The organism is Arthrobacter sp. N1 (genome assembly GCF_048288285.1).
GTDB lineage: Bacteria > Actinomycetota > Actinomycetes > Actinomycetales > Micrococcaceae > Arthrobacter_D.
The window spans coordinates 1,512,421-1,534,048 of record NZ_CP102608.1 but is presented as its reverse complement, the minus strand read 5'-3'; the positions used below and the strand labels follow the sequence as shown (position 1 = coordinate 1,534,048).

22 protein-coding genes and 1 riboswitch are annotated in these 21,628 nt (G+C 71.6%); of the genes, 4 read left to right on the top strand and 18 right to left on the bottom strand.

Features of this window, described 5'->3' with window-relative positions:
• Positions 1 to 246: 246 nt before the first annotated feature.
• The 8 genes from lgt to hisI form a co-directional block, all read right to left on the bottom strand.
• Positions 247 to 1,356 carry a prolipoprotein diacylglyceryl transferase gene (gene lgt, locus NVV32_RS06865; protein ID WP_422391790.1) on the bottom strand — a complete coding sequence of 370 codons (1,110 nt, stop codon included), beginning with the start codon at positions 1,354 to 1,356 and terminating at the stop codon, positions 247 to 249.
• The gene (trpA, locus tag NVV32_RS06860) at positions 1,353 to 2,213 is read right to left on the bottom strand and encodes a tryptophan synthase subunit alpha (RefSeq protein ID WP_422391789.1); all 861 of its coding nucleotides are present in this window, start codon (positions 2,211 to 2,213) and stop codon (positions 1,353 to 1,355) included. Before trpA ends, lgt begins: the two co-directional genes overlap by 4 nt.
• The gene (gene trpB / locus NVV32_RS06855) at positions 2,210 to 3,514 is read right to left on the bottom strand and encodes a tryptophan synthase subunit beta (RefSeq protein ID WP_422392016.1); all 1,305 of its coding nucleotides are present in this window, start codon (positions 3,512 to 3,514) and stop codon (positions 2,210 to 2,212) included. Before trpB ends, trpA begins: the two co-directional genes overlap by 4 nt.
• A 263-nt stretch (positions 3,515 to 3,777) precedes the next feature.
• Complete coding sequence (gene trpC, locus NVV32_RS06850; RefSeq protein ID WP_422391788.1) at positions 3,778 to 4,605, bottom strand: indole-3-glycerol phosphate synthase TrpC; 828 nt, start codon at positions 4,603 to 4,605, stop codon at positions 3,778 to 3,780.
• Positions 4,606 to 4,854 carry an HGxxPAAW family protein gene (locus NVV32_RS06845; RefSeq protein WP_082471566.1) on the bottom strand — a complete coding sequence of 83 codons (249 nt, stop codon included), beginning with the start codon at positions 4,852 to 4,854 and terminating at the stop codon, positions 4,606 to 4,608.
• 143 nt (positions 4,855 to 4,997) lie between these two features.
• Complete coding sequence (locus NVV32_RS06840; RefSeq protein ID WP_422391787.1) at positions 4,998 to 5,861, bottom strand: Trp biosynthesis-associated membrane protein; 864 nt, start codon at positions 5,859 to 5,861, stop codon at positions 4,998 to 5,000.
• Complete coding sequence (locus NVV32_RS06835; RefSeq protein WP_055771751.1) at positions 5,858 to 7,411, bottom strand: anthranilate synthase component I; 1,554 nt, start codon at positions 7,409 to 7,411, stop codon at positions 5,858 to 5,860. The genes NVV32_RS06840 and NVV32_RS06835 overlap by 4 nt, the downstream gene beginning before the upstream one ends.
• A 5-nt stretch (positions 7,412 to 7,416) precedes the next feature.
• Positions 7,417 to 7,869 carry a phosphoribosyl-AMP cyclohydrolase gene (gene hisI / locus NVV32_RS06830; RefSeq protein ID WP_055771754.1) on the bottom strand — a complete coding sequence of 151 codons (453 nt, stop codon included), beginning with the start codon at positions 7,867 to 7,869 and terminating at the stop codon, positions 7,417 to 7,419.
• Between the two features lie 81 nt (positions 7,870 to 7,950).
• On the opposite strand from hisI, the gene NVV32_RS06825 reads away from it, so the two are divergent.
• Positions 7,951 to 8,595: a TIGR03085 family metal-binding protein gene (locus NVV32_RS06825; RefSeq protein WP_422391786.1), complete on the top strand. Its 645-nt coding sequence runs from the start codon at positions 7,951 to 7,953 to the stop codon at positions 8,593 to 8,595.
• 29 nt (positions 8,596 to 8,624) lie between these two features.
• Here the strand turns inward: NVV32_RS06825 and hisF are convergent, their stop codons facing one another.
• The 9 genes from hisF to aspS form a co-directional block, all read right to left on the bottom strand.
• Positions 8,625 to 9,395: an imidazole glycerol phosphate synthase subunit HisF gene (gene hisF / locus NVV32_RS06820; RefSeq protein WP_055771761.1), complete on the bottom strand. Its 771-nt coding sequence runs from the start codon at positions 9,393 to 9,395 to the stop codon at positions 8,625 to 8,627.
• 10 nt (positions 9,396 to 9,405) lie between these two features.
• A complete protein-coding gene (gene hisG, locus NVV32_RS06815; protein WP_055771765.1) occupies positions 9,406 to 10,248 on the bottom strand; it encodes an ATP phosphoribosyltransferase in 843 nt (280 codons plus the stop codon).
• Between the two features lie 66 nt (positions 10,249 to 10,314).
• Positions 10,315 to 10,578, bottom strand: coding sequence for a phosphoribosyl-ATP diphosphatase (locus tag NVV32_RS06810; RefSeq protein WP_055771768.1), 264 nt, complete (start codon positions 10,576 to 10,578; stop codon positions 10,315 to 10,317).
• A 71-nt stretch (positions 10,579 to 10,649) separates the two neighbouring features.
• Positions 10,650 to 11,135, bottom strand: a complete 486-nt coding sequence (gene ribH, locus NVV32_RS06805) for a 6,7-dimethyl-8-ribityllumazine synthase (RefSeq protein ID WP_422391785.1) — start codon at positions 11,133 to 11,135, stop codon at positions 10,650 to 10,652.
• Entirely contained in the window at positions 11,132 to 11,884 is a 753-nt protein-coding gene (gene ribB / locus NVV32_RS06800) for a 3,4-dihydroxy-2-butanone-4-phosphate synthase (RefSeq protein ID WP_422391784.1), read from the bottom strand. Before ribB ends, ribH begins: the two co-directional genes overlap by 4 nt.
• A complete protein-coding gene (locus NVV32_RS06795) occupies positions 11,881 to 12,534 on the bottom strand; it encodes a riboflavin synthase (protein ID WP_422391783.1) in 654 nt (217 codons plus the stop codon). Before NVV32_RS06795 ends, ribB begins: the two co-directional genes overlap by 4 nt.
• Before the next feature lie 103 nt (positions 12,535 to 12,637).
• Positions 12,638 to 13,696 carry a bifunctional diaminohydroxyphosphoribosylaminopyrimidine deaminase/5-amino-6-(5-phosphoribosylamino)uracil reductase RibD gene (gene ribD, locus NVV32_RS06790; RefSeq protein WP_422391782.1) on the bottom strand — a complete coding sequence of 353 codons (1,059 nt, stop codon included), beginning with the start codon at positions 13,694 to 13,696 and terminating at the stop codon, positions 12,638 to 12,640.
• On the bottom strand, positions 13,693 to 14,376 hold the full coding sequence (gene pnuC / locus NVV32_RS06785) for a nicotinamide riboside transporter PnuC (protein ID WP_055771779.1): 684 nt from the start codon (positions 14,374 to 14,376) through the stop codon (positions 13,693 to 13,695). The genes ribD and pnuC overlap by 4 nt, the downstream gene beginning before the upstream one ends.
• Positions 14,377 to 14,490: 114 nt before the next feature.
• A riboswitch (FMN riboswitch) is annotated at positions 14,491 to 14,633 on the bottom strand.
• Between the two features lie 163 nt (positions 14,634 to 14,796).
• The gene (gene aspS, locus NVV32_RS06780) at positions 14,797 to 16,575 is read right to left on the bottom strand and encodes an aspartate--tRNA ligase (protein WP_422391781.1); all 1,779 of its coding nucleotides are present in this window, start codon (positions 16,573 to 16,575) and stop codon (positions 14,797 to 14,799) included.
• Positions 16,576 to 16,774: 199 nt separating this feature from the next.
• Between aspS and NVV32_RS06775 the strand changes: the two genes are divergently transcribed.
• The gene (locus NVV32_RS06775) at positions 16,775 to 18,058 is read left to right on the top strand and encodes an APC family permease (RefSeq protein WP_422391780.1); all 1,284 of its coding nucleotides are present in this window, start codon (positions 16,775 to 16,777) and stop codon (positions 18,056 to 18,058) included.
• Here the strand turns inward: NVV32_RS06775 and hisS are convergent.
• Positions 18,045 to 19,373: a histidine--tRNA ligase gene (gene hisS, locus NVV32_RS06770; protein WP_422391779.1), complete on the bottom strand. Its 1,329-nt coding sequence runs from the start codon at positions 19,371 to 19,373 to the stop codon at positions 18,045 to 18,047. The two genes, NVV32_RS06775 and hisS, sit on opposite strands and share 14 nt — an antisense overlap.
• A gap of 372 nt (positions 19,374 to 19,745) precedes the next feature.
• Here hisS and NVV32_RS06765 point away from each other — a divergent pair, with 372 nt between their 5' ends.
• Together NVV32_RS06765 and NVV32_RS06760 are read left to right on the top strand one after the other, a co-directional pair.
• A complete protein-coding gene (locus tag NVV32_RS06765) occupies positions 19,746 to 20,246 on the top strand; it encodes a hypothetical protein (protein ID WP_422391778.1) in 501 nt (166 codons plus the stop codon).
• Positions 20,243 to 21,559 (top strand): DUF349 domain-containing protein, encoded by a 1,317-nt coding sequence (locus NVV32_RS06760; protein WP_422391777.1) that lies wholly within the window; start codon positions 20,243 to 20,245, stop codon positions 21,557 to 21,559. The genes NVV32_RS06765 and NVV32_RS06760 overlap by 4 nt, the downstream gene beginning before the upstream one ends.
• Positions 21,560 to 21,628: the final 69 nt, after the last annotated feature.

Here is a 21,628-nt window from a genome sequence, read left to right as displayed (position 1 = left end):
GTCTGTCGATCTCGCGTGCACCGCCCGGCCCTGCGCCGCCCGGCGCTGTTGGCGGGCGATCACTGTGGTCATCCTGCGCTGGTCAGGGCGGTACCGGTGCAGGCTCGGAAGGTGATCCGGCCGTCGCACCTATGGTCCACAACTGTGTGGTGTTGCGTCCTTGAGGGGCGGTGGCCCGGGGACTGCTGTCGGGGACCCAGTCCCGCGGCTCCGCTCTCGCGGGGTCCTCGGAGCGTGGATCGATCCTCAGGAGCCGTTTGTTTCGGACAGATTACCACGCTCGTTCCGCGCGTCCGCCGCTCCATCCGAGGCGTGGCCACCTGTGGCTGAAGCGTTACTCACGGACCGTCCGGCGTCGTCACGATCGGTGGGAGGCTCGGCACCTGCGGCATCCGCGGCAGCGGTGCCGTCGGTGACCGTGGTGTCCTTGGCGCCCGTATCCGTGGCACCCGTGGAGTCGACGTCCGCCCCGACGGCGTCCTTCGGTTCCCGGCCCGGCAAATACACCGACGGCGCCTCGGCCGGCCGGCGCTTCACGGCGAGATACACGAGGACGGCCAGCGCGACGACGAACACGGCGATACTCGTCCAGACGTTCAGGCGCTGCGTGACCCCGAAGAGCGTCACCATCTCGGCGTCGTCGATGCGCAGGGCCTCGATCCAGACGCGCCCGAGTGTGTAGTAGGCGGCGTAGAGCCAGAACATGCGTCCGCCACGGAGGTTCAGTTTCCGCGCGAGCAGCAGGAGGATGGCGACTCCGGCGAGGTTCCACAGGAGTTCGTAGAGGAAGGTCGGGTGGAACAGCGTCCCGGGTTCCTGGTCGAGCGGGAAGTTGGCGTTGTCGGCATCGATCTCCAAACCCCATGGCAGCGTGGTGGGCGCGCCGAAGAGCTCCTGGTTGAACCAGTTGCCGAGACGCCCCACGGCTTGCGCGAGGAGCACGCCCGGCGCCGCTGCATCGGCGAAGGCGGAGAGCCTGACCCCGGCCCGCCGCGCCCCGATCCAGGCCCCGACGGCACCGAGGGCGATGGCCCCCCAGATCCCGAGGCCGCCCAGCCAGATCTGCGGGATCCGGGCGAGATCCCCTTCGGGTCCGAAGTACGCGTCCGGCGACGACACGACGTGGTAGAGCCGTCCGCCGATGATGCCGAAGGGAATGGCCCAGATGGCGATGTCCCACACGGCGTCGGCGTGCCCGCCGAAGGCGACGAAGCGCTTCTGCGTGAGGATGAGCGCGAGGATGATGCCCGCGAGGATGCAGAGCGCGTAGGCGTGGATGGTGACCGGCCCGAGGGCGAAGCTCGCCCATTCGGACGGCGGGCTCGGGATGGACGCCGCGACGGCGATCCCGGTCATGCCGACCCTCTGGCGGACACCTTGGCGGCACCCGTGCTGAGCTCGCGCGTGAGGTCCGCGACCGCCTGCACACCACCGTCCCTGAGGGCCGCCACGAGGGCCGTCCCGACGATCACGCCGTCCGCGTAGGCGCCGATCTCGCGCACCTGGGCGGAGGAGGAGACGCCGAGTCCCACGCAGACGCGCTCGGCGCCGGCGTCGTGCGCGGCGTCGACGACGGCCTGGGCCGCCGCACCGACGGAGGTCCTGGCACCCGTCACACCCATGACGGAGACCGCGTACACGAAGCCGCGGCTGGCGTCGACGGTGTTCTGCATGCGCTGCGGGGAGGTGGAGGGCGCGACGAGGAACACCCGGTCGAGGCCGAGCTCCTCGGAGACCTGCAGCCATTCCGCTGCCTCGTCGGGGATGAGGTCGGGGGTAATGAGCCCGGCTCCGCCGGCGGCGGCGAGGCGCTCCGCGAAGTCGCGGACACCCATCCGCATCACGGGGTTCCAGTACGTCATCACGAGCACCGCGGCATCCGTCTTCCGGGTGATGCCTTCCACGACGTCGAAGATCTGCGGCACGGTGAAGCCGTTCGCGAGGGCCTCGACCGTCGCCTCCTGGATCACCACCCCGTCCATGACGGGGTCGGAGTACGGGATGCCGATCTCGATGAGGTCCACGCCGTTCTCCGCCATGGCGATCCCGGCCTCGATGGTGGTCCTGACATCGGGGAACCCCGCGGGCAGGTAGCCGATGAGGGCTGCGCGACCCTCGCTGCGGGCCTTCTCGATGGCGGCAGCCGCCTTTGAGGCGGGTGCGCCGGCTGCGCCGGGCTCCGGTTGCTGCTGGTCAGGGACGTGTGTCGTCACAGCTGCTCACCCTCCTCTGCGATCTCCTGCTCCACGCTGTCGTCCGGCAGCAGGTCGAAGTAGCCCGCGGCGGTCGCCACGTCCTTGTCCCCGCGGCCCGAGAGGTTCACGACGATGATCCTGTCCGAGGGCTGCTCCCCCGGGGCGAGGTCGGCGGCGAGGCGCCGGCCGAGCTTCATGGTCCCGGCGAGTGCGTGTGCGGTCTCGATGGCGGGGATGATGCCCTCGGTCTGGCTGAGGAGCTTGAAGGCCTCCATGGCCTCGGCGTCGGTGATGGGCTCGTAGTGCGCGCGCCCGATGTCCGCGAGGTAGGCGTGCTCGGGGCCAACCCCGGGATAGTCGAGGCCCGCCGAGATGGAGTGCGACTCCATGGTCTGGCCGTCCTCGTCCTGCATCAGGTAGGACCGGGCGCCGTGCAGCACACCCGGTCGGCCGAGCGTGATCGTCGCGGCGTGGCGGCCGGTCTCCACGCCGTCGCCCCCGGCCTCGAAGCCGTACAGCGCGACCTCGCGGTCGTCGAGGAAGCCGTGGAACATGCCGATCGCGTTGGACCCGCCGCCCACGCAGGCCGTCACGGCGTCGGGCAGGCGTCCGGTCTGCTCGAGGATCTGCTCGCGCGCCTCGTCGCCGATGACCTCGTGGAAGTAGCGGACCATCGACGGGAAGGGGTGCGCTCCCGCGGCGGTGCCGAGGAGGTAGTGCGTGGTCTCGACGTTGGCGACCCAGTCACGCAGGGCGTCGTTGATGGCGTCCTTGAGGGTCTGCGACCCGTTGGTCACGGGGACCACCGTCGCTCCGAGCAGCTGCATGCGGGCGACGTTCAGCGCCTGCCGACGCGTGTCCTCCGCGCCCATGTACACGACGCACTCGAGACCGAGGAGGGCTGCCGCCGTCGCGCTGGCGACGCCGTGCTGGCCGGCGCCGGTCTCGGCGATGACACGGGTCTTGCCCATGCGCTTGGCGATCAGCGCCTGGCCGAGCACGTTGTTGATCTTGTGGGACCCGGTGTGGTTGAGGTCCTCCCGCTTGAGGAAGACCCGGACGCCCCCGCAGTGCTCGGCGAAGCGCGCGGCCTCGGTGAGCAGCGAGGGGCGGCCGGCGTAGTTCCTGTTGAGCTCCGCGACCTGGGCCGTGAACTCGGGATCCGCCTTCGCCTTATCGAAGGTGTCCTGCAGCTCGTCGAGTGCCGCGATGAGCGATTCGGGCATCCAGCGGCCGCCGTAGGCGCCGAAGTACGGACCGGGGGCGTGGCGGAGGCTCTGGTCGTGGCTTAGGAAGGCCTCGGCCGTCCCGGCGTCCATGGCGTCCGCTGCTCCGGCGTCCGTGCCGGTCAGGCCCGTGTCCTGGTGCATATCAGTCATGACTTCAGCAATCCTGTCCTGTTGGTCCTCGCCCGGACGGGGATGCGTCGCGGGCGCCGGCGGGTCCGGTGATCCGTCCCGTGTGCTGCTCGGTGGTGCTGGTGCCGACCGGTGGCCGGTGCTTGGCGGGCGCGTGCCCGGTATGGATGGTCCGGCTGGACCCCTCCCCGGTGGGAGCTGCCGGCGCCGGCCCGTCGACGCGTTCAGGCGCGTGCGGCCATGCCCGACTCCCGCCAGGCGGTGCGGCCCGTCCGGCGGAAATCCGCGATCGTCGCGGCCGGATCGTCGTGCCGGACGAGCGCCTCGCCGACGAGGACCGCGTGCGCGCCGTGGCCCGCGTACTCCTCGACGTCGGCGGCATCACGGACGCCCGACTCGGCGATGACGACGGTCCCCGCCGGCACGAGGTGGGCCAATCCGGCGAAGACGCCGCGGTCGATCTCGAGTGTCTTCAGGTTGCGGACGTTGACACCGATGATAGGTGCCCCCACCGCGACGGCGCGCCGTACCTCGTCCTCGGTGTGGGTCTCGACGATCGCGCTCATGCCGAGTTCGTGGGTGAGGGCGAGGAAGCCGGCGAGCTCGGCGTCGGTGAGTGCCGCGACGATCAGGAGCACGACGTCGGCGCCGTGGGCCCGCGCCTCCCAGATCTGGTAGGCGTCCACCGTGAAGTCCTTGCGGAGCACAGGCACCTGGACTGCTGCTCGGACGGCGTCGAGATCGGCCAGCGAACCCCCGAACCGCCGCTCCTCGGTGAGCACGGAGATGACGGCGGCGCCGCCACGCTCGTAGGACGCGGCAAGGGACGCCGGATCGGCGATGTCCGCCAGGGCGCCCTTGGAGGGGCTGCTGCGCTTCACCTCGGCGATGACCGCGAGGTCTCCTCCCGCACCCGAGCCGAGCGCCGAGAAGGCGTCGATCGGAGCGGGAGCGGACGTCGCCGCCCTCCGGACGTCCTCGAGGGGAACGGCACGCCGACGCTCCGCGAGGTCCTCGCGGACGCCCCCGATGATGTCGTCGAGGACCGTCATCTAGTGGCCGTTGTTCTTGAGCTTGGAGCCGCCGACGCCGTAGCCGATCTTCCGGAGGACGAATCCGACGAGGAGGCCGACGAACATCACCGCGATCCCGATCCAGAAGAGGAGGGTGCCGAAGTCGTGGTTGCCCTCCGTGCTCGCCAGGATGTAGGCGAAGGAGGCCACAGCGGCACCGGCCAGCATGATGAGCACGCAGGTCCATGCCGCGGGGCTGTTGCCGTGACCGATCGTCTCGTCACCCATCCGGGCGTGGTTCGCGGGGGTGTTGCGGGTCGCGGAGGCGCGGGTCTCGGATGCCATGGTGAATCTCCTTCGAACGGGTCAGGTTCCATTCTGCCATTGATGGGGCGGTCGGGAGGACCGGTGGGGACGTACGCGCCCGGCCGTCAGCCGGTCGGGTCGTTGCCCCGCGAGAGCTGGTCCCAGCTGTCGATCTCGTCCGCATGGGCGCTGGACCGGCCGCGGGAGGGGCGCGCCGTGGGCGAGGATGCCCCGCCGGTCTCGTCCCCGGCGGGGAGCAGTGGGTCGGGGGGTGCATCGGGCGCGGCCGCGGACCGTGCCGTCGCGGAGGATGACGCGCCTCCCGGGACCGGACGTCCGTCGACGGGACCTTCACTGCGGCCGTCGTCGTCATCGGCGACCGGGACCACCCCGGGGGCTACGTCTCCTGTGGAAGGCGCGGGCGCTCCGGGCTGCAGGTCACCGGCAGCAGGCGTCACCGCCCGCGAGGCCCCGGCGTCGTACCGTCGGTTCACTCCCCAGGTGCGGCCCGCCAGGACCACCCAGGCGGCCGCGAGCACCAGGAGGACGCCGGCCGCGACGGCGAGCCACGGGAAGACGCCGGCCGTCGCCTCGGCACCGGCCAGGCCGCTCACGCCGATGGCCTCGCCGACGGCGGGTTCTGCAGCCGCCGCGGGATCGAGCGCGACACCCGCGCTGGACAGGGCGATACCGACGCCCGAGAGCACGAGGATCACGGCGATGACCCACCGAGCGAGGCGACCGGCGATCGACACGGCGAGGGCAGCCGCCAGGGCCACGAGGGCGAAGGCCGTCACGGGGGTCGACGCGTCGCTCCCGGCGATCATCAGGTCCGGCGTCTGCACGGCCTCCTGCGGCAGGCGGACGGTGAGCCAGGTCTGGGTCGTGGAACCGAAGGCCAGGAGCGCGAGGACCACGATCCCCATGACGACGATGCCGCGCCGCGCGAACCTGCCCGGCGCGGTGCGCTCGGTGCGTCCGGCACTCATGGTGCGTCCACCGCCGCGGGCCGGAGCCCGGCCGCGGTGAGGGCTGCCCGCAGGGGTGCCGCAGCCTTGTTCACGGTCTCGAGGGCCTCGGCCTCCAGCACCGAGTCGGCGACGATCCCGCCGCCGGCCTGGACGTATGCCGTGCCCTCGCGCAGGAGCGCGGAGCGGATGGCGATGGCCATGTCCATGTCGCCCGCGAAGTCGAGGTAGCCGACCACTCCTCCGTAGATGCCGCGGCGATGCGGTTCCACCTCGTCGATGAGCCGCAGGGCACGCGGTTTCGGGGCGCCGGAGAGTGTCCCGGCCGGGAAGGTCGCCGCGAGGACGTCGTAGGCCGTCTTCGCCGGCGAGAGCCGACCGACGACCGTGGAGACGAGGTGCATGATGTGGCTGAACTTCTCCACCTCCATGAACTGGGTGACGTCGACGCTGCCCGGCGTGCACACCTTGGAGAGGTCGTTCCGCGCGAGATCCACGAGCATGAGGTGCTCGGCCTTCTCCTTGGTGTCCGCCCGGAGTTCGACGGCGAGGTCGCGGTCCTCCTCCGTGGTCCTGCCGCGGGGGCGCGAGCCCGCGATGGGGTGGGTGATGACCTCGTCGCCCGTGACGGTGACGAGTGCCTCCGGCGAGCTGCCGACGATCGAGTAGCCGCGTCCGTCGGAATCCTCGAGGCTGAACAGGTACATGTAGGGGCTCGGGTTGGTGGTCCGCAGGATGCGGTAGACGTCCAGCGGAGAAGCGTCGCACTCGATCTCGAAGCGGCGACTGATGACGACCTGGAAGACCTCGCCGTCGACGATGGCCCGCTTGCCGCGCTCGATCGCGCGCAGGTACTCCGGCTCGAACCAGGACTCCCGGACGCGCTCCATCGACTCCTCCGCCGTCGGCGTGCCCTCGGCCATGACGGACACGGCGAGCTCGGCCGGGGCGACGAGCGTGGCGAGCATGGCGCGCACCCGCGCCACGGCGTCGTGCCAGGCCTCGTCGACCCGCTCGTCGGTGCCGTCGAAGTTGACGGCGTTGGCGACGAGGGTGAGCGAGCCTTCGGAGTTGTCATGGATGGCGAGGTCGGAGACCAGGCACATCGCCAGTTCGGGCAGCAGGAGATCGTCCTCGGGCGGACTCGTCAGCCGCTCCCAGTGGCGCACGGCCTCCCAGCCCACGAAGCCGACCATGCCGGAGGTGAAGGGAGGCAGTTCCTCGAAGCGCTCCGTGCGCAGGGCCTCGACGGTGAGGCGGAGCGCCTCGACGGGATCGCCTGCGACCGGCACGCCGGCCGGCGGCTCGCCCAGCCAGTGCGCTTCGCCGTCGCGCGTGGTCAGGGTCGCCCGGGAGTGCGCCCCGATGAACGAGTAGCGCGACCAGACGCCGCCGACGGCCGCGGATTCCATGAGGAAGGTGCCCGGGCGGCCGTCCGCGAGCTTGCGGTAGATCCCGATGGGCGTGTGCGCATCCGCCAGGACCTTCAGGTGCACGGGAACCACGCGCCGCGCCTTCGCCAGGTCGCGGAACTCCTCGAGGGTGGGGCTGATGGTGCCGAGCTGCTGCATGCGGGTCAGGATCCTTCCGCGTCGGGACGGCTGGAGGTGACGGAGGGCAGGTCGCGGCCGTCGAAGCACGTGCGGGTGCCGGTGTGGCAGGCGGCGCCTTCCTGGTCGACGGTGACGAGCAGGGCGTCTCCGTCGCAGTCCAGGGCCACGCCCTTGACCCACTGACGGTGTCCGGAGGTGTCGCCCTTCCGCCAGTATTCGTCGCGTGACCGGGAGAAGAAGGTGACCCGACCCGTGGTCAGGGTCCGGCGGAGGGCCTCCTCGTCCATCCAGCCGAGCATGAGCACCTCGAGCGTGTCGTACTGCTGGACGACGGCGGCGACCAGGCCGGCGTCGTCCTTCTTGAGGGCCCCGGCGATCGCGGGATCGAGCAGGGGCGCGTCGCGCGCCGCCTGGCGTTCGGAGACCGGAGGAGCGCCTGTTCCGGCAGCTGACGGGGAGGACGTGGTGGGAGGCATCACCCCTGATTCTAGTGCGGCCCCGACGACGGCGCGGCGCGCCTGCCACCGCCCTCGCGCGGCGTGCTAGTTTCAGCAGTGATGCACTACGTAACCCCGTCCCGCGAGGTCCTGGCCGAGACGCTCCTGGCAGCCGGTCCCGATGCCCCCACGCTCTGTGAGGGGTGGCACACGCGCGATCTGGCGGCGCATCTGTACCTGCGCGAGCACAAGCCTGCCCTGGGCCTCGGCATGGTCGTGAAGAGGTTCGCCCCGATCACCGAGCGCGCCACGCGGGAGACGGCCGAACGTGCCGGATCCCCGGCGGGCTACGAGGCGCTCGTTCGGCGTTTCCTCGCCGGTCCACCCGCGCTCTCGCCGATGCGCCTCAATGCCGTCGACAAGAGCGCCAACCTGATCGAGTACTTCGTCCACACCGAGGACGTCCGGCGGGCCGGCTCGCGCTGGGCACCGAGGGCGCTCGACGAGGACTACGCGAACGCCCTGTGGGAGGAACTCGTGAAGCGCGCCGCCATCCTCTACCGCGGCGTGGATCTCGGGATCGTGCTGGTGCGGACGGACGGTCCCCGCCACGTCGCGAAGCGCGCACCCGTATCGGTGGCCATCGTGGGCGAGCCGGGCGAACTGCTCATGCACGCCCACGGTCGCCGTGCCCAGGCACTCGTCACGTTCGAGGGCCGGCCCGATGCCGTCGCCCTGCTCGAGAGTGCCGACGTCGGTCTCTGAATCCTCCCGCTGCAGGCAGGACCCGGCGCCTAGCGGACGGGGTACCCTGCCGCGCGGATCGCGGCCTTGACGTCCGCGATCGCGGACACCGGACCGAAGTGGAAGACGGAGGCCGCCAGCACGGCGTCCGCGCCGGCCTCGACGGCGGGCGGGAAGTGTGCGGGCTCGCCCGCACCGCCCGAGGCGATGAGCGGCACGCCGACGGCCGCCCGTACGGCGCGGATGAGTTCGAGGTCGAACCCCTCCTTGGTGCCGTCGGCGTCGATCGAGTTCAGCAGGATCTCCCCCACCCCGCGGTCGGCGGCCTCCTTCGCCCAGGCGACGGCGTCGATCCCGGTACCCTTGCGGCCGCCGTAGGTCGTCACCTCGAAGCCCGACGGCGTCGCGGCGTCCCGGGTCCGGCGCGCGTCGAGCGACAGGACGAGGACCTGGGCACCGAAGTGCTTCGTGATCTCGTCGATCACGGCCGGCCGCGCGACGGCGGCGGTGTTGATCGAGGCCTTGTCCGCGCCGTACCGCAGGAGGCGGTCGACGTCGGAGATCTCGCGGACTCCCCCGCCCACCGTCAGCGGGATGAAGACCTCCTCGGCGGTCCGCGAGACGACGTCGAACGTGGTCTCGCGGTTACCGGAGGAGGCGGTCACGTCGAGGAACGTGAGCTCGTCGGCACCGGCCCGGTCGTAGCGGTGCGCGAGCTCCACCGGATCCCCGGCGTCACGCAGGTCCTCGAAGTTGACCCCTTTGACCACGCGTCCGGCGTCGACGTCGAGGCAGGGGATCACGCGGATGGCGACACTCATGCTCGCCTCCCTAGATCCTGCAGGCGTGGATGGTGCTGACGAGGATGGCGCGCGCACCGAGCTCGTACAGCTCGTCCATGATGCGGTTGGTCTGGTTCCGCCGGACCATGGAGCGCACCGCGACCCACTCGGAGTCGCGCAGGGGCGAGACGGTCGGGGACTCGAGGCCGGGGGTCAGGGCCGCCGCCGCGTCGACGAGGTCCTTCCGGACGTCGTAGTCCATCATCACGTACTGCCGGGCCACGAGGACGCCCTGCAGGCGGCGCAGGAGCACGTCGAGGCCCACGGGGGCCTCCCCCGCGCGGCCGATGAGCACGGCCTCGCTCTGCAGGATCGGATCACCGAAGATCTCCATCCCCGCGGCGCGCAGCGTGTTGCCGGTCTCGACGACGTCGGCGATGGCATCGGCGACGCCGAGGCGCACGGAGGACTCCACGGCGCCGTCGAGCCGGACCACCGACGCCGTGATGCCGCGCTCGGCGAGGTAGTCCTTCAGCAAGCCCTCGTAGCTCGTGGCGAGCCGCTTGCCCTCGAGCTGCTCGAGGGCGTCGAAGTCGCCGACCGGACCGGCGAAGCGGAAGGTGGACGCGCCGAAGCCGAGCTGCATGAGCTCCTCCGCCTTCACCTGCGCGTCGAGGAACAGGTCACGGCCGGTGATCCCGACGTCGAGCGTCCCGGAACCGACGTACACCGCGATGTCGCGGGGCCGCAGGAAGAAGAACTCGATCTCGTTCTCGGGGTCCACGAGGACGAGCTCGCGGGAGTCGCGGCGCTGGCGGTAGCCGGCCTCGGCGAGCATGGACGAGGCGGCCTCGGAGAGGGCGCCCTTGTTGGGGACTGCTACACGGAGCATGGGGTACTTTCGCGTCAGGAGGGTGGGACAGGCGATCGTGGGCCGCGGGCGGGTGGGCCGGCGCGGCTAGAGATGCTTGTAGACGTCCTGGAGCGTGAGTCCCTTCGCGATCATGAGGACCTGCAGGTGGTAGAGCAGCTGCGAGATCTCCTCGGCGGCGTCCTCCGTCGACTCGTACTCCGCGGCCATCCAGACCTCGGCGGCCTCCTCGACGACCTTCTTGCCGATGCCGTGCACGCCCGAGTCGAGTTCCGCGACGGTGCGCGACCCCGCAGGGCGCTCGACGGCCTTGGCGCTGAGCTCCTCGAACAGGGAATCAAAGGTTTTCACATCCCCTAGGCTATCGGCTCGCCGCACCGGCTCGGCACGCCCGGCCCGCCCTGTGACGGATACCTCGGCCGTCACCGCCCGAAGGCCCGGAGGACGGAGGCCGTGGCCAGCGCGGCGGAGACCGCCTCGTGGCCCTTGTCCTCGGAGGAGCCGGGCAGGCCGGCGCGGTCGAGGCCCTGCTGCTCGGTGTCGCAGGTCAGGACCCCGAAGCCGACCGGTACGCCCGTCCGGACGCTGACGTCGGTCAGGCCGGAGGTCGCGGCCTGGCACACGTACTCGAAGTGGGGCGTCCCGCCGCGGATGACGACGCCGAGGGCAGCGACCGCGTCGACGTGCGGGGCGATGCGCGCGGCGGCGACGGGCAGCTCGAAACTACCCGGCACGCGGATCTCGGTGACGTCCGCCCCCGCTTCCGCGGCGGCACGCCGGGCGCCGTCGAGCAGACCGTCCATGATCTGCGTGTGCCAGCTCGCCGCGATGATCGCGAGCCGCAGTGGCGCGCCGTCCTGCGTGGTGAGTGCGCTGATGTCGATGCTGGGTGCTCCGTGGCCGCTCATGCTGTTCCTTCCGGGGTGGTGTCGCTGGGGATGTCGAGGGGGTGTTCAGGGGTGTCCGGACGATGGACTGCACCGCCGGCGCCGGTGCTGCCGTCGGGCCCGGACGCTGCACGTGCCCCGAGGAAGACGACGAGATCCTCGATGGAGACGAGGGGGATGCCGTGCTCGTCGGCGAACCGGCGCAGGGCCGGCAGCCGCATCATGTCGCCGTCGTCGTGCACGAGTTCCGCGATCACCGCGGCCGGGCGCTTGCCCGCGAGGACACTGAGCTCCACCCCGGCCTCGGTGTGGCCGGCCCGCTCGCGCACGCCGCCCGGTGCAGCGCGGAGGGGGAAGACGTGGCCCGGCCGGGTGAGATCCGTGGGCCCGCTGGCGCCGTCCGCCAGGACTCGCGCGGTCCGGGCCCGGTCCGCGGCGCTGATGCCCGTGCTGACGCCCGTCGCGGCGTCGCAGGACACGGTGTAGGCCGTGCCCTTGGAATCCTCGTTCACGGCGGTCATCGGCGGCAGGAGGAGGCGGTCCGCATCCTCAGCGCGGAGCGGGACGCACAGCACACCGGAGGTCCACCGCACGGTCCAGCCGACGAGCTGCGGGGTCGCGTCCTCGGCGGCGAAGACGATGTCGCCCTCGTTCTCGCGGTCCTCGTCGTCGACCACGACGACTGCACCGCCGGCCGCGATGGCGGCGATCGCGTCCTCGACGGGATCGAGGCGGAGGAGTGTCGCGTCGCGGACCGGCTCGCGGATCACTGCGCGTCCCCGGACGTGTCCTGCCGCCGGGCGTCGACCGCCGAGAAACCGAGCAGGCGCTCGGCGTACTTGGCGAGCACGTCCATCTCGAGGTTCACGGGATCGCCGATGGCCTTGGCGCCGAGACCGGTCTCCCTGAGGGTCGTCGGGATGAGGCCGACCTCGAACCACTGGTCGCTCTCCTCCGGCGCGCTCACCGCGGTCACGGTCAGGGACACGCCGTCGATCGCGACGGACCCCTTCTCGGCGGCGTACCGGCCGAGCGTCGCGGGCAGGCCGAAGCGGAGCCGGTGCCAGGCGCCGAGGTCCTCACGCTCGAGGAGCACCCCGATGCCGTCGACATGGCCCTGGACGACATGACCGTCGAGGCGTCCGCCGGCCGGCACGCAGCGCTCGAGGTTGACGGGCGTCCCGGGCTGCAGCCCGCCCGTGGTGGTGCGTCGGAGGGTCTCGCCCATGACGTCGACGCCCACGCGCCCGCCGTCGAGCGTCACCGCGGTGAGGCAGACGCCGTTGACGGCGATCGACGCCCCGGGACTGAGGTCCCTCCCGGTCTCGGGCGCCTCGAAGACGAGCAGCGCGCTCTCGCCGTCGGGCGTGACGTCGAGTGAGACGACGCTGCCCTGCTCGGACACGATTCCTGTGAACACGGGTACTTCCTTCGGGTGGGTCGGGAGGGGATGGAGCGACGGGTGGGTCTACCTGGATCGACCGGGGGTCGGGTCGTCCGGCGTCGGACGCCGGACGGGCTGCTCACCCGGGCGGCGGCCGGAGGTGCAGCCGGACATCCGCCCCGAGTCGGTGGACGGCCGGTCCGCCCGCCTCGTCCAGGCCCCAGCGCGGGGCAGCGGCGAGGGAGACGATCCCCAGGTCGGGGAAGGCGGGAGCGCCGTCACCGAGGACCACGGGCGCCACGTAGCTGACCAGTTCGTCGACCACATCTGCACGGAGGAAGGCGGCGGCGATCCGCGGTCCCCCCTCGACAAGGAGGTGCCGCACCCCCCGGGCGAAGAGTTCATCGAGGGCGGCGCGAACGTCCCGGGTGGTCAGGTGGACGAAGCCCGGACCCCGGATGGCGGCCTCGCAGGGCACCGGGGTCAGCCCCATCACGACGCGCAGGGTCGCCCTGGCTCCCGCGGACGTCCCGTCCACCGCAGGCCCGCCGCGCGCGGTGAGGCGCGGATCGTCGTCGCGCACCGTCCCGCTGCCCACGAGGACCGCGTCGGCGAGGGCCCGGAGGCGGTGGCCGTCGGCGCGCGCCTCCGGTCCGGTGATCCACTGGCTGGTGCCGTCGACCGCCGCCACCCGCCCGTCGAGCGACTGGGCCGATTTCACTGTCACGAAGGGGCGACCCGCTGCGACGGACGCCGTCCAGCGCTCGTTGAGGTGCTGCGACGCTTCCGCTTCCACCCCGCCGACGCACCCGACGCCCGCTGCGCGGAGCCGGCCCGCGCCGCCCGCCGCTGGTCCGTTGACGTCAGCCGCGGCGAAGACCACGCGGGCCACACCGGCGCTGATGAGCGCCTCGCTGCACGGGCCGGTGCGTCCCGTGTGGTTGCACGGTTCGAGCGTGACCACCATCGTGCCGCCGCGGGGGTCGTGCCCGCGGTCCCCGGCATCCGCGAGGGCCGCGGGTTCCGCGTGGGGGGTGCCGGCGCCCCGGTGGTGCCCCTCCCCGAGGACCATACCGTCGGGAGCCAGGAGGACGGCGCCGACGAGGGGGTTCGCGCCACGCACGCCGAGACCGGCGAGCTCCAGCGCGCGCAGCATCGCCCTCGCCTCGGCCTCCGCCACCCGCGTCGTCGTGCTCATCGGAGGCTGGGGTCGGGCAGGAGGGCCTCGACACGGGGTTGCGCCGTGCGCTGGGCCCTGGCCCACACGAAGAAGCCCACCAGGGTGAAGACCCCGTAGAAGGCGTACATGACGGCGCTCGCGTAGTAGCCGGCACTGAACAGCAGGGGAACACCCACGAGGTCCACGGCCACCCAGACCAGCCAGAACTCGACCCAGCCCCTGGCCATGCCGTAGGTGGCGAGGAGGGACCCGACGAAGGTCCAGGCATCGGCCCACACGGGCTCGTAGGAACCGAGCACGCGGAAGAGGGGGGTGAGGGCGACGGTCCCCAGGACCATGAAGGCGACCATGCCGATCCTGGCCCTGGTCCCGGCCCACCGGGGCGTCACGGCCTGCCCGCCCCCGTGTCGGCTCGCCTGCCACTGGCGCCACCCGTATACGGAGACGGCGATGAACATGACCTGGCGGCCGGCCTGGCCGAGGAGGTTGGCGGCACTCGCGGCGCCGAAGACGGAACCGAGGAAGACGGTGAGGAGGAGGACGTTGCCGACGATACCGACCGGCCAGGCCCAGACCCGGCGCCGCATGCCGCCGAGGGCGCTGAGCAGCCCGAAGACGTTGCCCACCACCTCACGGAGCAGCAGGGAGCCGTTGCCTACGGGGATGCGGGCTTCGAAGAGCCACTGCAGAAAATCCATGCCGATCCTTCGCCGCTACGACGGCTCCGGGTGATAGCAGCAGTGCACCCCGTGCCGCGGCGGACCACGGCATAGCCACGGCCCATCGATCGGGCAGCGGACAGTGCACTGCTGTGCGTGCTTCTCCCATCCAGACTTTGACTGTCGGTCCCGGAATTCCACCGGCTCAACCGCCCTCGTTCCGCGGGTGCGGAACGACGGAGCGGGTCGCGGACTATCACCGCCGGTTCGGACTTACACCGACCCCGGAGCACGTACTGCGCCGATTATTTCACAGTGCCCGCGGACCCACCGCCGGATCGTCACAATTCGTCCCACAGCGATCACCGCGGGCGTGGCGCATGAGGCCCCGGACGCCGGAGGGACGGGACACCCCTGCCGGGTGTCCCGTCCCTCAGGGCGCGGAGGCACCTGACCGGCCTACTGGTCGGCCGTGGTCTCCGACCTGGGCTTCGCGTCGACGCCCGCCTCCTTGCGCTGCTGCGCCGTGATGGGCGCGGGGGCGGCGGTGAGCGGGTCGTAGCCGCCGCCGGACTTCGGGAACGCGATGACGTCGCGGATGGAGTCCGTGCCGGCCAGCAGCGACACCACGCGGTCCCAGCCGAGCGCGATCCCGCCGTGGGGAGGCGCTCCGTACTTGAAGCCCTCGAGCAGGAACCCGAACTTCGCCTGAGCCTCCTCGGCGCTCAGTCCCATGACCGCGAACACGCGCTCCTGGACGTCACGCTGGTGGATACGGATGGATCCGCCACCGAGCTCGTTCCCGTTGCACACGATGTCGTACGCGTAGGCGAGGGCGTTCTCCGGGTCCGAGTCGAACGTGTCCACGAACTCGGGTTTCGGCGACGTGAAGGCGTGGTGCACGGCCGTCCACGCGCCGCCACCCACGGCGACGTCGCCCGCAGCCACCGCGGCCGACGCGGGCTCGAACATCGGAGCGTCGACGACCCAGACGAACGCCCAGTCACCCTCCTTGACGAGTCCCGTGCGTCGGCCGATCTCGACCCGTGCGGCGCCGAGGATGGCGCGCGAGGACGCAGCGTCCCCGGCGGCGAAGAAGATGCAGTCGCCGGGGCTCGCGCCGGTCGCCGCAGCGAGGCCCTCGCGCTCCGCGTCGGTCAGGTTCTTCGCGACCGGTCCGCGCAGGCTCCCGTCGTCGTCGATGAGGACGTACGCGAGGCCCTTGGCGCCGCGCTGCTTGGCCCACTCCTGCCAGGCATCGAGCTGGCGGCGGGGCTGCGACGCGCCACCGGGCATGACGACGGCGCCGACGTAGGGGGCCTTGAACACACCGAAGCCGGTGTCCTTGAAGAAGCCGGTCAGCTCGCTGAGCTCCAGACCGAAGCGCAGGTCGGGCTTGTCGGAGCCGTACTTCGCCATGGCGTCCGCGTAGGTCATGCGGCGGATGGGCAGCGGCACGTCGACGTCGATGAGCTTCCACAGGCGGGAGACGAGCTGCTCGCCGAGCGCGATGATGTCGTCCTCCTCGACGAAGCTCGCCTCGATGTCGAGCTGCGTGAACTCCGGCTGGCGGTCCGCGCGGAAGTCCTCGTCGCGGTAGCAGCGGGCCAGCTGGTAGTACTTCTCGAAGCCGCCCACCTGGAGGAGCTGCTTGAACAGCTGCGGGGACTGCGGCAGGGCGTACCAGGAGCCGGGCGCGAGCCGCGCGGGAACGAGGAAGTCGCGCGCGCCCTCGGGTGTCGAGCGTGTCAGGGTGGGGGTCTCGATCTCCACGAACCCGTCCTGGTGCAGCAGCTCGCGCGCCACGCGGCTCGCCTCGGAACGCAGGCGCAGGTTGGCCTGGGGGCCCGGACGGCGGAGGTCGAGGTAGCGGTGGCGGAGGCGTGCCTCCTCGCCGACCTCGACGTGCTCGTCGATCTGGAACGGCAGGGGGTCCGAGGTGTTGAGGATGGTCACGGAGTCCGCGATCACCTCGACGGCGCCCGTGGGGAGGGCGGGGTTCTCGTTGCCCTCGGGGCGCTGCTGCACGGTGCCGACGATCTGCAGGACGTACTCGTTGCGGAGGCTCGAGAAGACGTCCTCCTCGCGGACCACGACCTGCGCGAAACCGGAGGCGTCACGGAGGTCGAGGAAGGCCACGCCGCCGTGGTCGCGGCGTCGCGCGACCCAGCCCGCCAGGGTGACCGATTGTCCTACGTGCTCGGGCCGAAGGGAGCCGAGTTCATGCGTGCGGAGCACAGCATTCCTTCCCACAGGGGTGTCAGATGAATCGCAGGTGCCGATGCGCCTGCCTACAGTTGGTGCGAACCGAGTCAACTTTACCGGTCCGCCCCCGGGCGCCCGGACACTGCCCGGCCGGAGGAGGAGGACGGCGCCCGGCCGTCCTGCCCGACCGGCGCGATCAGCCGCCCGGCGGCCACCCCGTCCGAGGAGGACCATGTCCCAGCAACCAGCCCTGCGCCGCGTGATGGGCGCCTTCGACGCGACCACCGTGGGCGTGGGCGCGATGATCGGTGCCGGCGCCTTCGTGGTCTTCGCGCCTGCGGCAGCCGCCGCGGGGCGGTTCCTGCCCCTGGCGATCCTCATCGCCGGCCTCGTCGCCTACTGCAACGCCTCCGCCACGGCCTCCCTGGCCGTCCGCTACCCGTCCAGCGGCGGCGCGTACGTCTACGGCCGCGAACAGCTCGGTCACTGGACCGGCTTCCTCGCGGGCTGGAGCTTCGTGACGGGAAAGCTGGCCTCCTGCGCGGCGATGGCCCTGACGTTCGGCCTCTACGCCGCCCCGGGCTTCGAGAAGGCAGCGGCCGTCGCCGCCGTCGCCGCACTCACGGCCGTCAATCTCCTCGGCGTGACGCGCACGGCCCTCGCGACCCGCGTGATCGTCTCGCTCGTGGTCCCGGTGATCGCCTTCGTGATCGTGGTCGCCCTCAGCACGCCCCCGGCGGAGGGCGCCTCCGACACCGTGCCCGTGGGGGCCGGCGGGGTCCTGCAGGCGGCGGCCCTGCTGTTCTTCGCCTTCGCCGGGTACGCCCGCATCGCGACGATGGGCGAGGAGGTCCGAAACCCACGCAGGACCATCCCGCTGGCCGTCCTCGGCGCCCTCGGTTTCACGCTGGTCCTCTACCTCGTGCTGGGGGTGTCCCTGCTCAGGGTGCTCGGCCCGGCCGCCCTGGCGGAAGCCTCCGCACCCCTGCGCGACGTGTTCGACGCCGCGGTGCCCGGCGAAGGCTCGATGGGCCGGGGCGGCGCCGTCGTGACCCTCGCCGCGGCCCTCGCGAGCCTGGGCGCGCTGCTCGCGCTCATCGCCGGCGTCGGGCGGACGAGCCTCGCCATGGCCCGCGGAGGCGACCTGCCACAGCTGCTGGGGCGCGTCTCGCGGCGCTTCGGCGTCCCCTGGGTCGCCGACATCGCCACGGCCGTGGTGGTCGCGGTGCTCCTGCTGGCCACGGACGTGCTGACGGTGGTGGGCTTCTCGAGCTTCGGCGTCCTGCTGTACTACGCGATCGCGAACATCGCGGCCTTCACCCTGACGGACCGGCAGTGGTACGCGCCGCGCTGGCTGAACGTGGCCGGCGCGCTCGCCTGCCTCGTCCTCGCCTTCACGCTCCCGGCGACGTCGGTGGTCACCATGCTGGTGGTGCTCGCCGTCGGACTCGTCGGCCGGGCGATCGTGCTCGCCCGGCGGGCGCGCGACGGCGTGAGCGGGGTCAGGCGCGGGTGATCACCGGGCGCAGGTCAGCCGACGGGGGCATCCACGTGGCGGGATCGGCCACCACCTGATCGCCGGACCGGATGTCCTTCACCTCGTGCGTGCCGTTCGCAGCCGTGAACCAGACGAACGGGATACCCCGTCGATCGGCGAACCTGATCTGCTTGCCGAACTTCTCGGCACCCGCAGCGACCTCCGCGGAGATCCCGCGCAGGCGCAGGGCCGCGGCGACGTCCTGCGCCTGCGACCACGCGTCATCGTCGGCGAGTGCCACGAGGACGGCCGTGGGCACGGCGCGGGAGGCGGTCGCGAAGCCCTGGCTGAGCATCCGCGAGACGATGCGCGTCACCCCGATCGACAGGCCGACACCGGGGAAGGTGCGGTTGCCCTTCCGGGCGAGGGAGTCGTAGCGGCCGCCCGAGCAGATGGAGCCGAGGCCCTCGTGCCCGTCGAGGACCGTCTCGTAGACGGTCCCCGTGTAGTAGTCGAGACCGCGGGCGATACTGAGGTCCGCGACGACCCGGCCCGGGGCGCGACGTGCCGCCTCGCCGACCACCTGGCGGAGCTCGTCGAGGCCCTCCTCCAGCAGGTCGTTCGTCACCCCGAGGGCACGCACCTGGTCCACGAAGGACGTGTCCGGCGTGCGGATGCCCGCCAGCTCGAGGGCGAGCTCCACCTGCCTGTCGTCGGCACCTGTCTCGTCCCGCAGCAGGGCGCCGACCTTCTCCGGGCCGATCTTCTCCAGCTTGTCGATGCTGCGCAGCACCGCGGCCGTGTCCTCGAGACCGATCCCCCGGTAGAACCCCTCCGCCAGCTTGCGGTTGTTGACGCGGAGCGTGACGTCGGGGATCGGGAGGGCCCCCAAGGCCTCGACGACGGCGAGGGCGAGCTCGACGTCGTACCGGAACGGCAGGACGCCGTCACCCACCACGTCGATGTCCGCCTGCGTGAACTCGCGGGCCCTGCCCTCCTGCGGGCGCTCACCCCGCCAGCACTTCTGGATCTGGAACCGGCGGAACGGGAAGGCGAGGTGCCCCGCGTTCTCGACGACGTAGCGGGCGAACGGGACCGTGAGGTCGTAGTGCAGCGCCAGTCCGCTCTCCGACGCCGAGGCCTCCTCGGCCTGAAGCCGCGAGACGGCGTAGACCTCCTTGTCGATCTCGCCCTTGCGCAGGAGGTGCTCCACGGTCTCGACGGCGCGCGTCTCGATGCTCGAGAACCCGTGCAGCTCGAACGTGCGCTGCAGGACCTCGAGGACGTGCAGCTCGATCAGGCGCTCTTCCGGGAGCCACTCGGGAAAGCCGGACAGTGATGCCTTGCGGGCCATGGTGTTGATCTCCTCCTGCACGGGGTCCGGTCACCGCGGCCGTGCTGCCGGCGGTCCGGTTCTGCGGCCTCAATCCTAGGCGTCAGGCAGGGCAGCCGGAAAAGGGACGGCAGGCGGTGACAGGGGCCGGGCGCCGCTCGGGTGGACGCACCGGCGTGATCCGCGCCGGGACGCGGAACGGAGGGCAGTGGGTAAAGTAGCCTCAGGGGCAGGAATCGCGGTACTGCCGGTGTCGAGCAGGGGTGTCCGGTGGACGCCTCCCTCGCCGGCCGGGACCGGACCGATAGACTCCTGAACCCTGCATGGTGTGATCCTGCATGACATGGCTCCGGCGTTGATCAGGGCCATCCGACGAGCGAAAGACTTCTAGCGGTGACAGAGAGTCAGCAATCCGACGAAACGACCATCGGCCTCGGGACGCAGCAGGACGCTGCGGAGGCCGACGGTGCCATGGGCGACCGCCCCTCGACCTCCGGCACGGAGGACGCCCCGGCGGCTCAGGCCGACGAGGCAGCGGCTCCTGCGGACGCCCCCGCTGCTCCCGCGGACGAGGTGGTCGAGGACGGATCCGCCGCGGATCATGACGCGACGGCGGATGAGGCGTCCGCCGGCACGGCGGACCCGGTGGCCACCGAGGCCACCGAGGCCGACACGGCTGCCACCACGGTCGACGAGGTCGCGGCTCCGGCCGACGCCGCAGCAGCGGACGACGCCGGGACCTCGGAAGCCGAGGCGACAGCGGACGACGTCGCGACGACGACCGAAGCGACCGGGACGACCGAGCCCGCTCCGCCCCTCGCCGCAGAACCCGCTCCCCTCAGCACCCCCTCCCCCGCCTCGCGGCTCCCAAGCCGCCGCTGCCCACCGCCATGACGCCGCGGCCGCTGAAGAAGACCGCCCAGCCCGTCGTCGCTCCACCCGCGCACAGCACCTCCCTCGAGGAGGCCGCGAAGTTCGCACGTGTCGAGGAGGACGGCCATGTCTTCCTCCTCGTCGACGGCGAAGAGCACGCGGTGGGCCAGTACCCCGATGCGACGCGTGACGAGGCGCTCGGCTACTTCGTCCGGAAGTACGACGACGTCGTCAGCCAGGTCGCCCTGCTCGAGCAGCGTGTCCAGGCCAAGGCGCCGTCGTCGGACATGACCAAGACCGCCAAGCATCTGCGCGCGCAGGTCGGGGAACGCAAGATGGTCGGCGACGTGCTCGCCCTGGAGGCGCGGATCGACGCACTCCTCGCGGAGATCGGCGGTCTCGAGAAGGCCGAACGCGCCGTGCAGGACGAGCTCAAGGCGAAGGAACTCGCTGCCCGCGAAGCCATCGTCGCGGAGGCCGAGGAGCTCTCGGGGCGCGATCCTTCCACCGTGCAGTGGAAGGCCAGCAGCACGCGCATGAACGAGCTGTTCGAGCTGTGGAAGGCTGCCCAGAAGAACGGTCCGCGCCTGGGCCGCGGTACGGAGGACGCCCTGTGGAAGCGGTTCCGCTCGGCCCGCACCGTGTTCGACCGCCACCGCCGCGCATACTTCTCCCAGCTGGACAACGACAACGCCGAGGCCAAGCAGGCCAAGGAAGCGCTCATCAAGCGCGCGGAGCAGCTGTCCACCTCCACCGACTGGGGCCAGACCGCCGCCGAGTACCGGCGCCTGATGGACGAGTGGAAGGCGTCGAAGCGCGCAAGCCGCAAGGACGACGACGCCCTGTGGGCCCGCTTCCGGGCAGCGCAGGACCGCTTCTTCGAGGCCCGCAAGGCCGTCAACGAGGCAGTCGACGAGGAGTACGCAGGGAACCTCGTGGCGAAGGAGGCCCTGCTGAAGGAAGCCCAGCAGATCCTGCCGATCCGCGACCTCGCCGCCGCCAAGAAGGCACTGCAGTCCATCCGTGACCGCTGGGACGAGGCCGGCAAGGTGCCCCGCGCGGACATGGGCCGGATCGATGCCGGTCTCCGCCAGGTCGAGGACGCCGTGAAGTCTGCGGATGACGAGCACTGGACGAAGACGAATCCCGAGACGAAGGCGCGCACCAACAGTGCGCTCAGCCAGCTCGAGGGGACGATCGCGCAGCTCCGCGAGGACCTCGCCTCGGCCGAGCGTGCGGGCAACGCGAAGAAGATCGCCGGCGCGCGCGAAGCCCTCGCCGCTCGCGAACAGTGGCTGGAGATGCTGCAGAAGTCCGCCCAGGACTTCTCCTAGCCGGGGGCCGGTCCGCCGGCCGCCGAGCCACCAGCCCTCCGGCGCCGTTGTCCACATCGGCGCCGGAGG

Coding starts and splice junctions, on each gene's coding strand:
- NVV32_RS06825 (WP_422391786.1), top strand. CDS start 7,951: ATGCACTACGTAACCCCGTCCCGCGAGGTCCTGGCCGAGACGCTCCTG.
- ribH (WP_422391785.1), bottom strand. CDS start 11,135: ATGAGCGGCCACGGAGCACCCAGCATCGACATCAGCGCACTCACCACG.
- hisF (WP_055771761.1), bottom strand. CDS start 9,395: ATGAGTGTCGCCATCCGCGTGATCCCCTGCCTCGACGTCGACGCCGGA.
- NVV32_RS06760 (WP_422391777.1), top strand. CDS start 20,243: ATGACGCCGCGGCCGCTGAAGAAGACCGCCCAGCCCGTCGTCGCTCCA.
- NVV32_RS06845 (WP_082471566.1), bottom strand. CDS start 4,854: ATGGGTGACGAGACGATCGGTCACGGCAACAGCCCCGCGGCATGGACC.
- NVV32_RS06775 (WP_422391780.1), top strand. CDS start 16,775: ATGTCCCAGCAACCAGCCCTGCGCCGCGTGATGGGCGCCTTCGACGCG.
- pnuC (WP_055771779.1), bottom strand. CDS start 14,376: ATGGATTTTCTGCAGTGGCTCTTCGAAGCCCGCATCCCCGTAGGCAAC.
- ribD (WP_422391782.1), bottom strand. CDS start 13,696: ATGAGCACGACGACGCGGGTGGCGGAGGCCGAGGCGAGGGCGATGCTG.
- hisI (WP_055771754.1), bottom strand. CDS start 7,869: ATGCCTCCCACCACGTCCTCCCCGTCAGCTGCCGGAACAGGCGCTCCT.
- NVV32_RS06835 (WP_055771751.1), bottom strand. CDS start 7,411: ATGCAGCAGCTCGGCACCATCAGCCCCACCCTCGAGGAGTTCCGCGAC.
- hisG (WP_055771765.1), bottom strand. CDS start 10,248: ATGCTCCGTGTAGCAGTCCCCAACAAGGGCGCCCTCTCCGAGGCCGCC.
- trpC (WP_422391788.1), bottom strand. CDS start 4,605: ATGACGGTCCTCGACGACATCATCGGGGGCGTCCGCGAGGACCTCGCG.
- lgt (WP_422391790.1), bottom strand. CDS start 1,356: ATGACCGGGATCGCCGTCGCGGCGTCCATCCCGAGCCCGCCGTCCGAA.
- hisS (WP_422391779.1), bottom strand. CDS start 19,373: ATGGCCCGCAAGGCATCACTGTCCGGCTTTCCCGAGTGGCTCCCGGAA.
- trpB (WP_422392016.1), bottom strand. CDS start 3,514: ATGGACGCCGGGACGGCCGAGGCCTTCCTAAGCCACGACCAGAGCCTC.
- NVV32_RS06840 (WP_422391787.1), bottom strand. CDS start 5,861: ATGAGTGCCGGACGCACCGAGCGCACCGCGCCGGGCAGGTTCGCGCGG.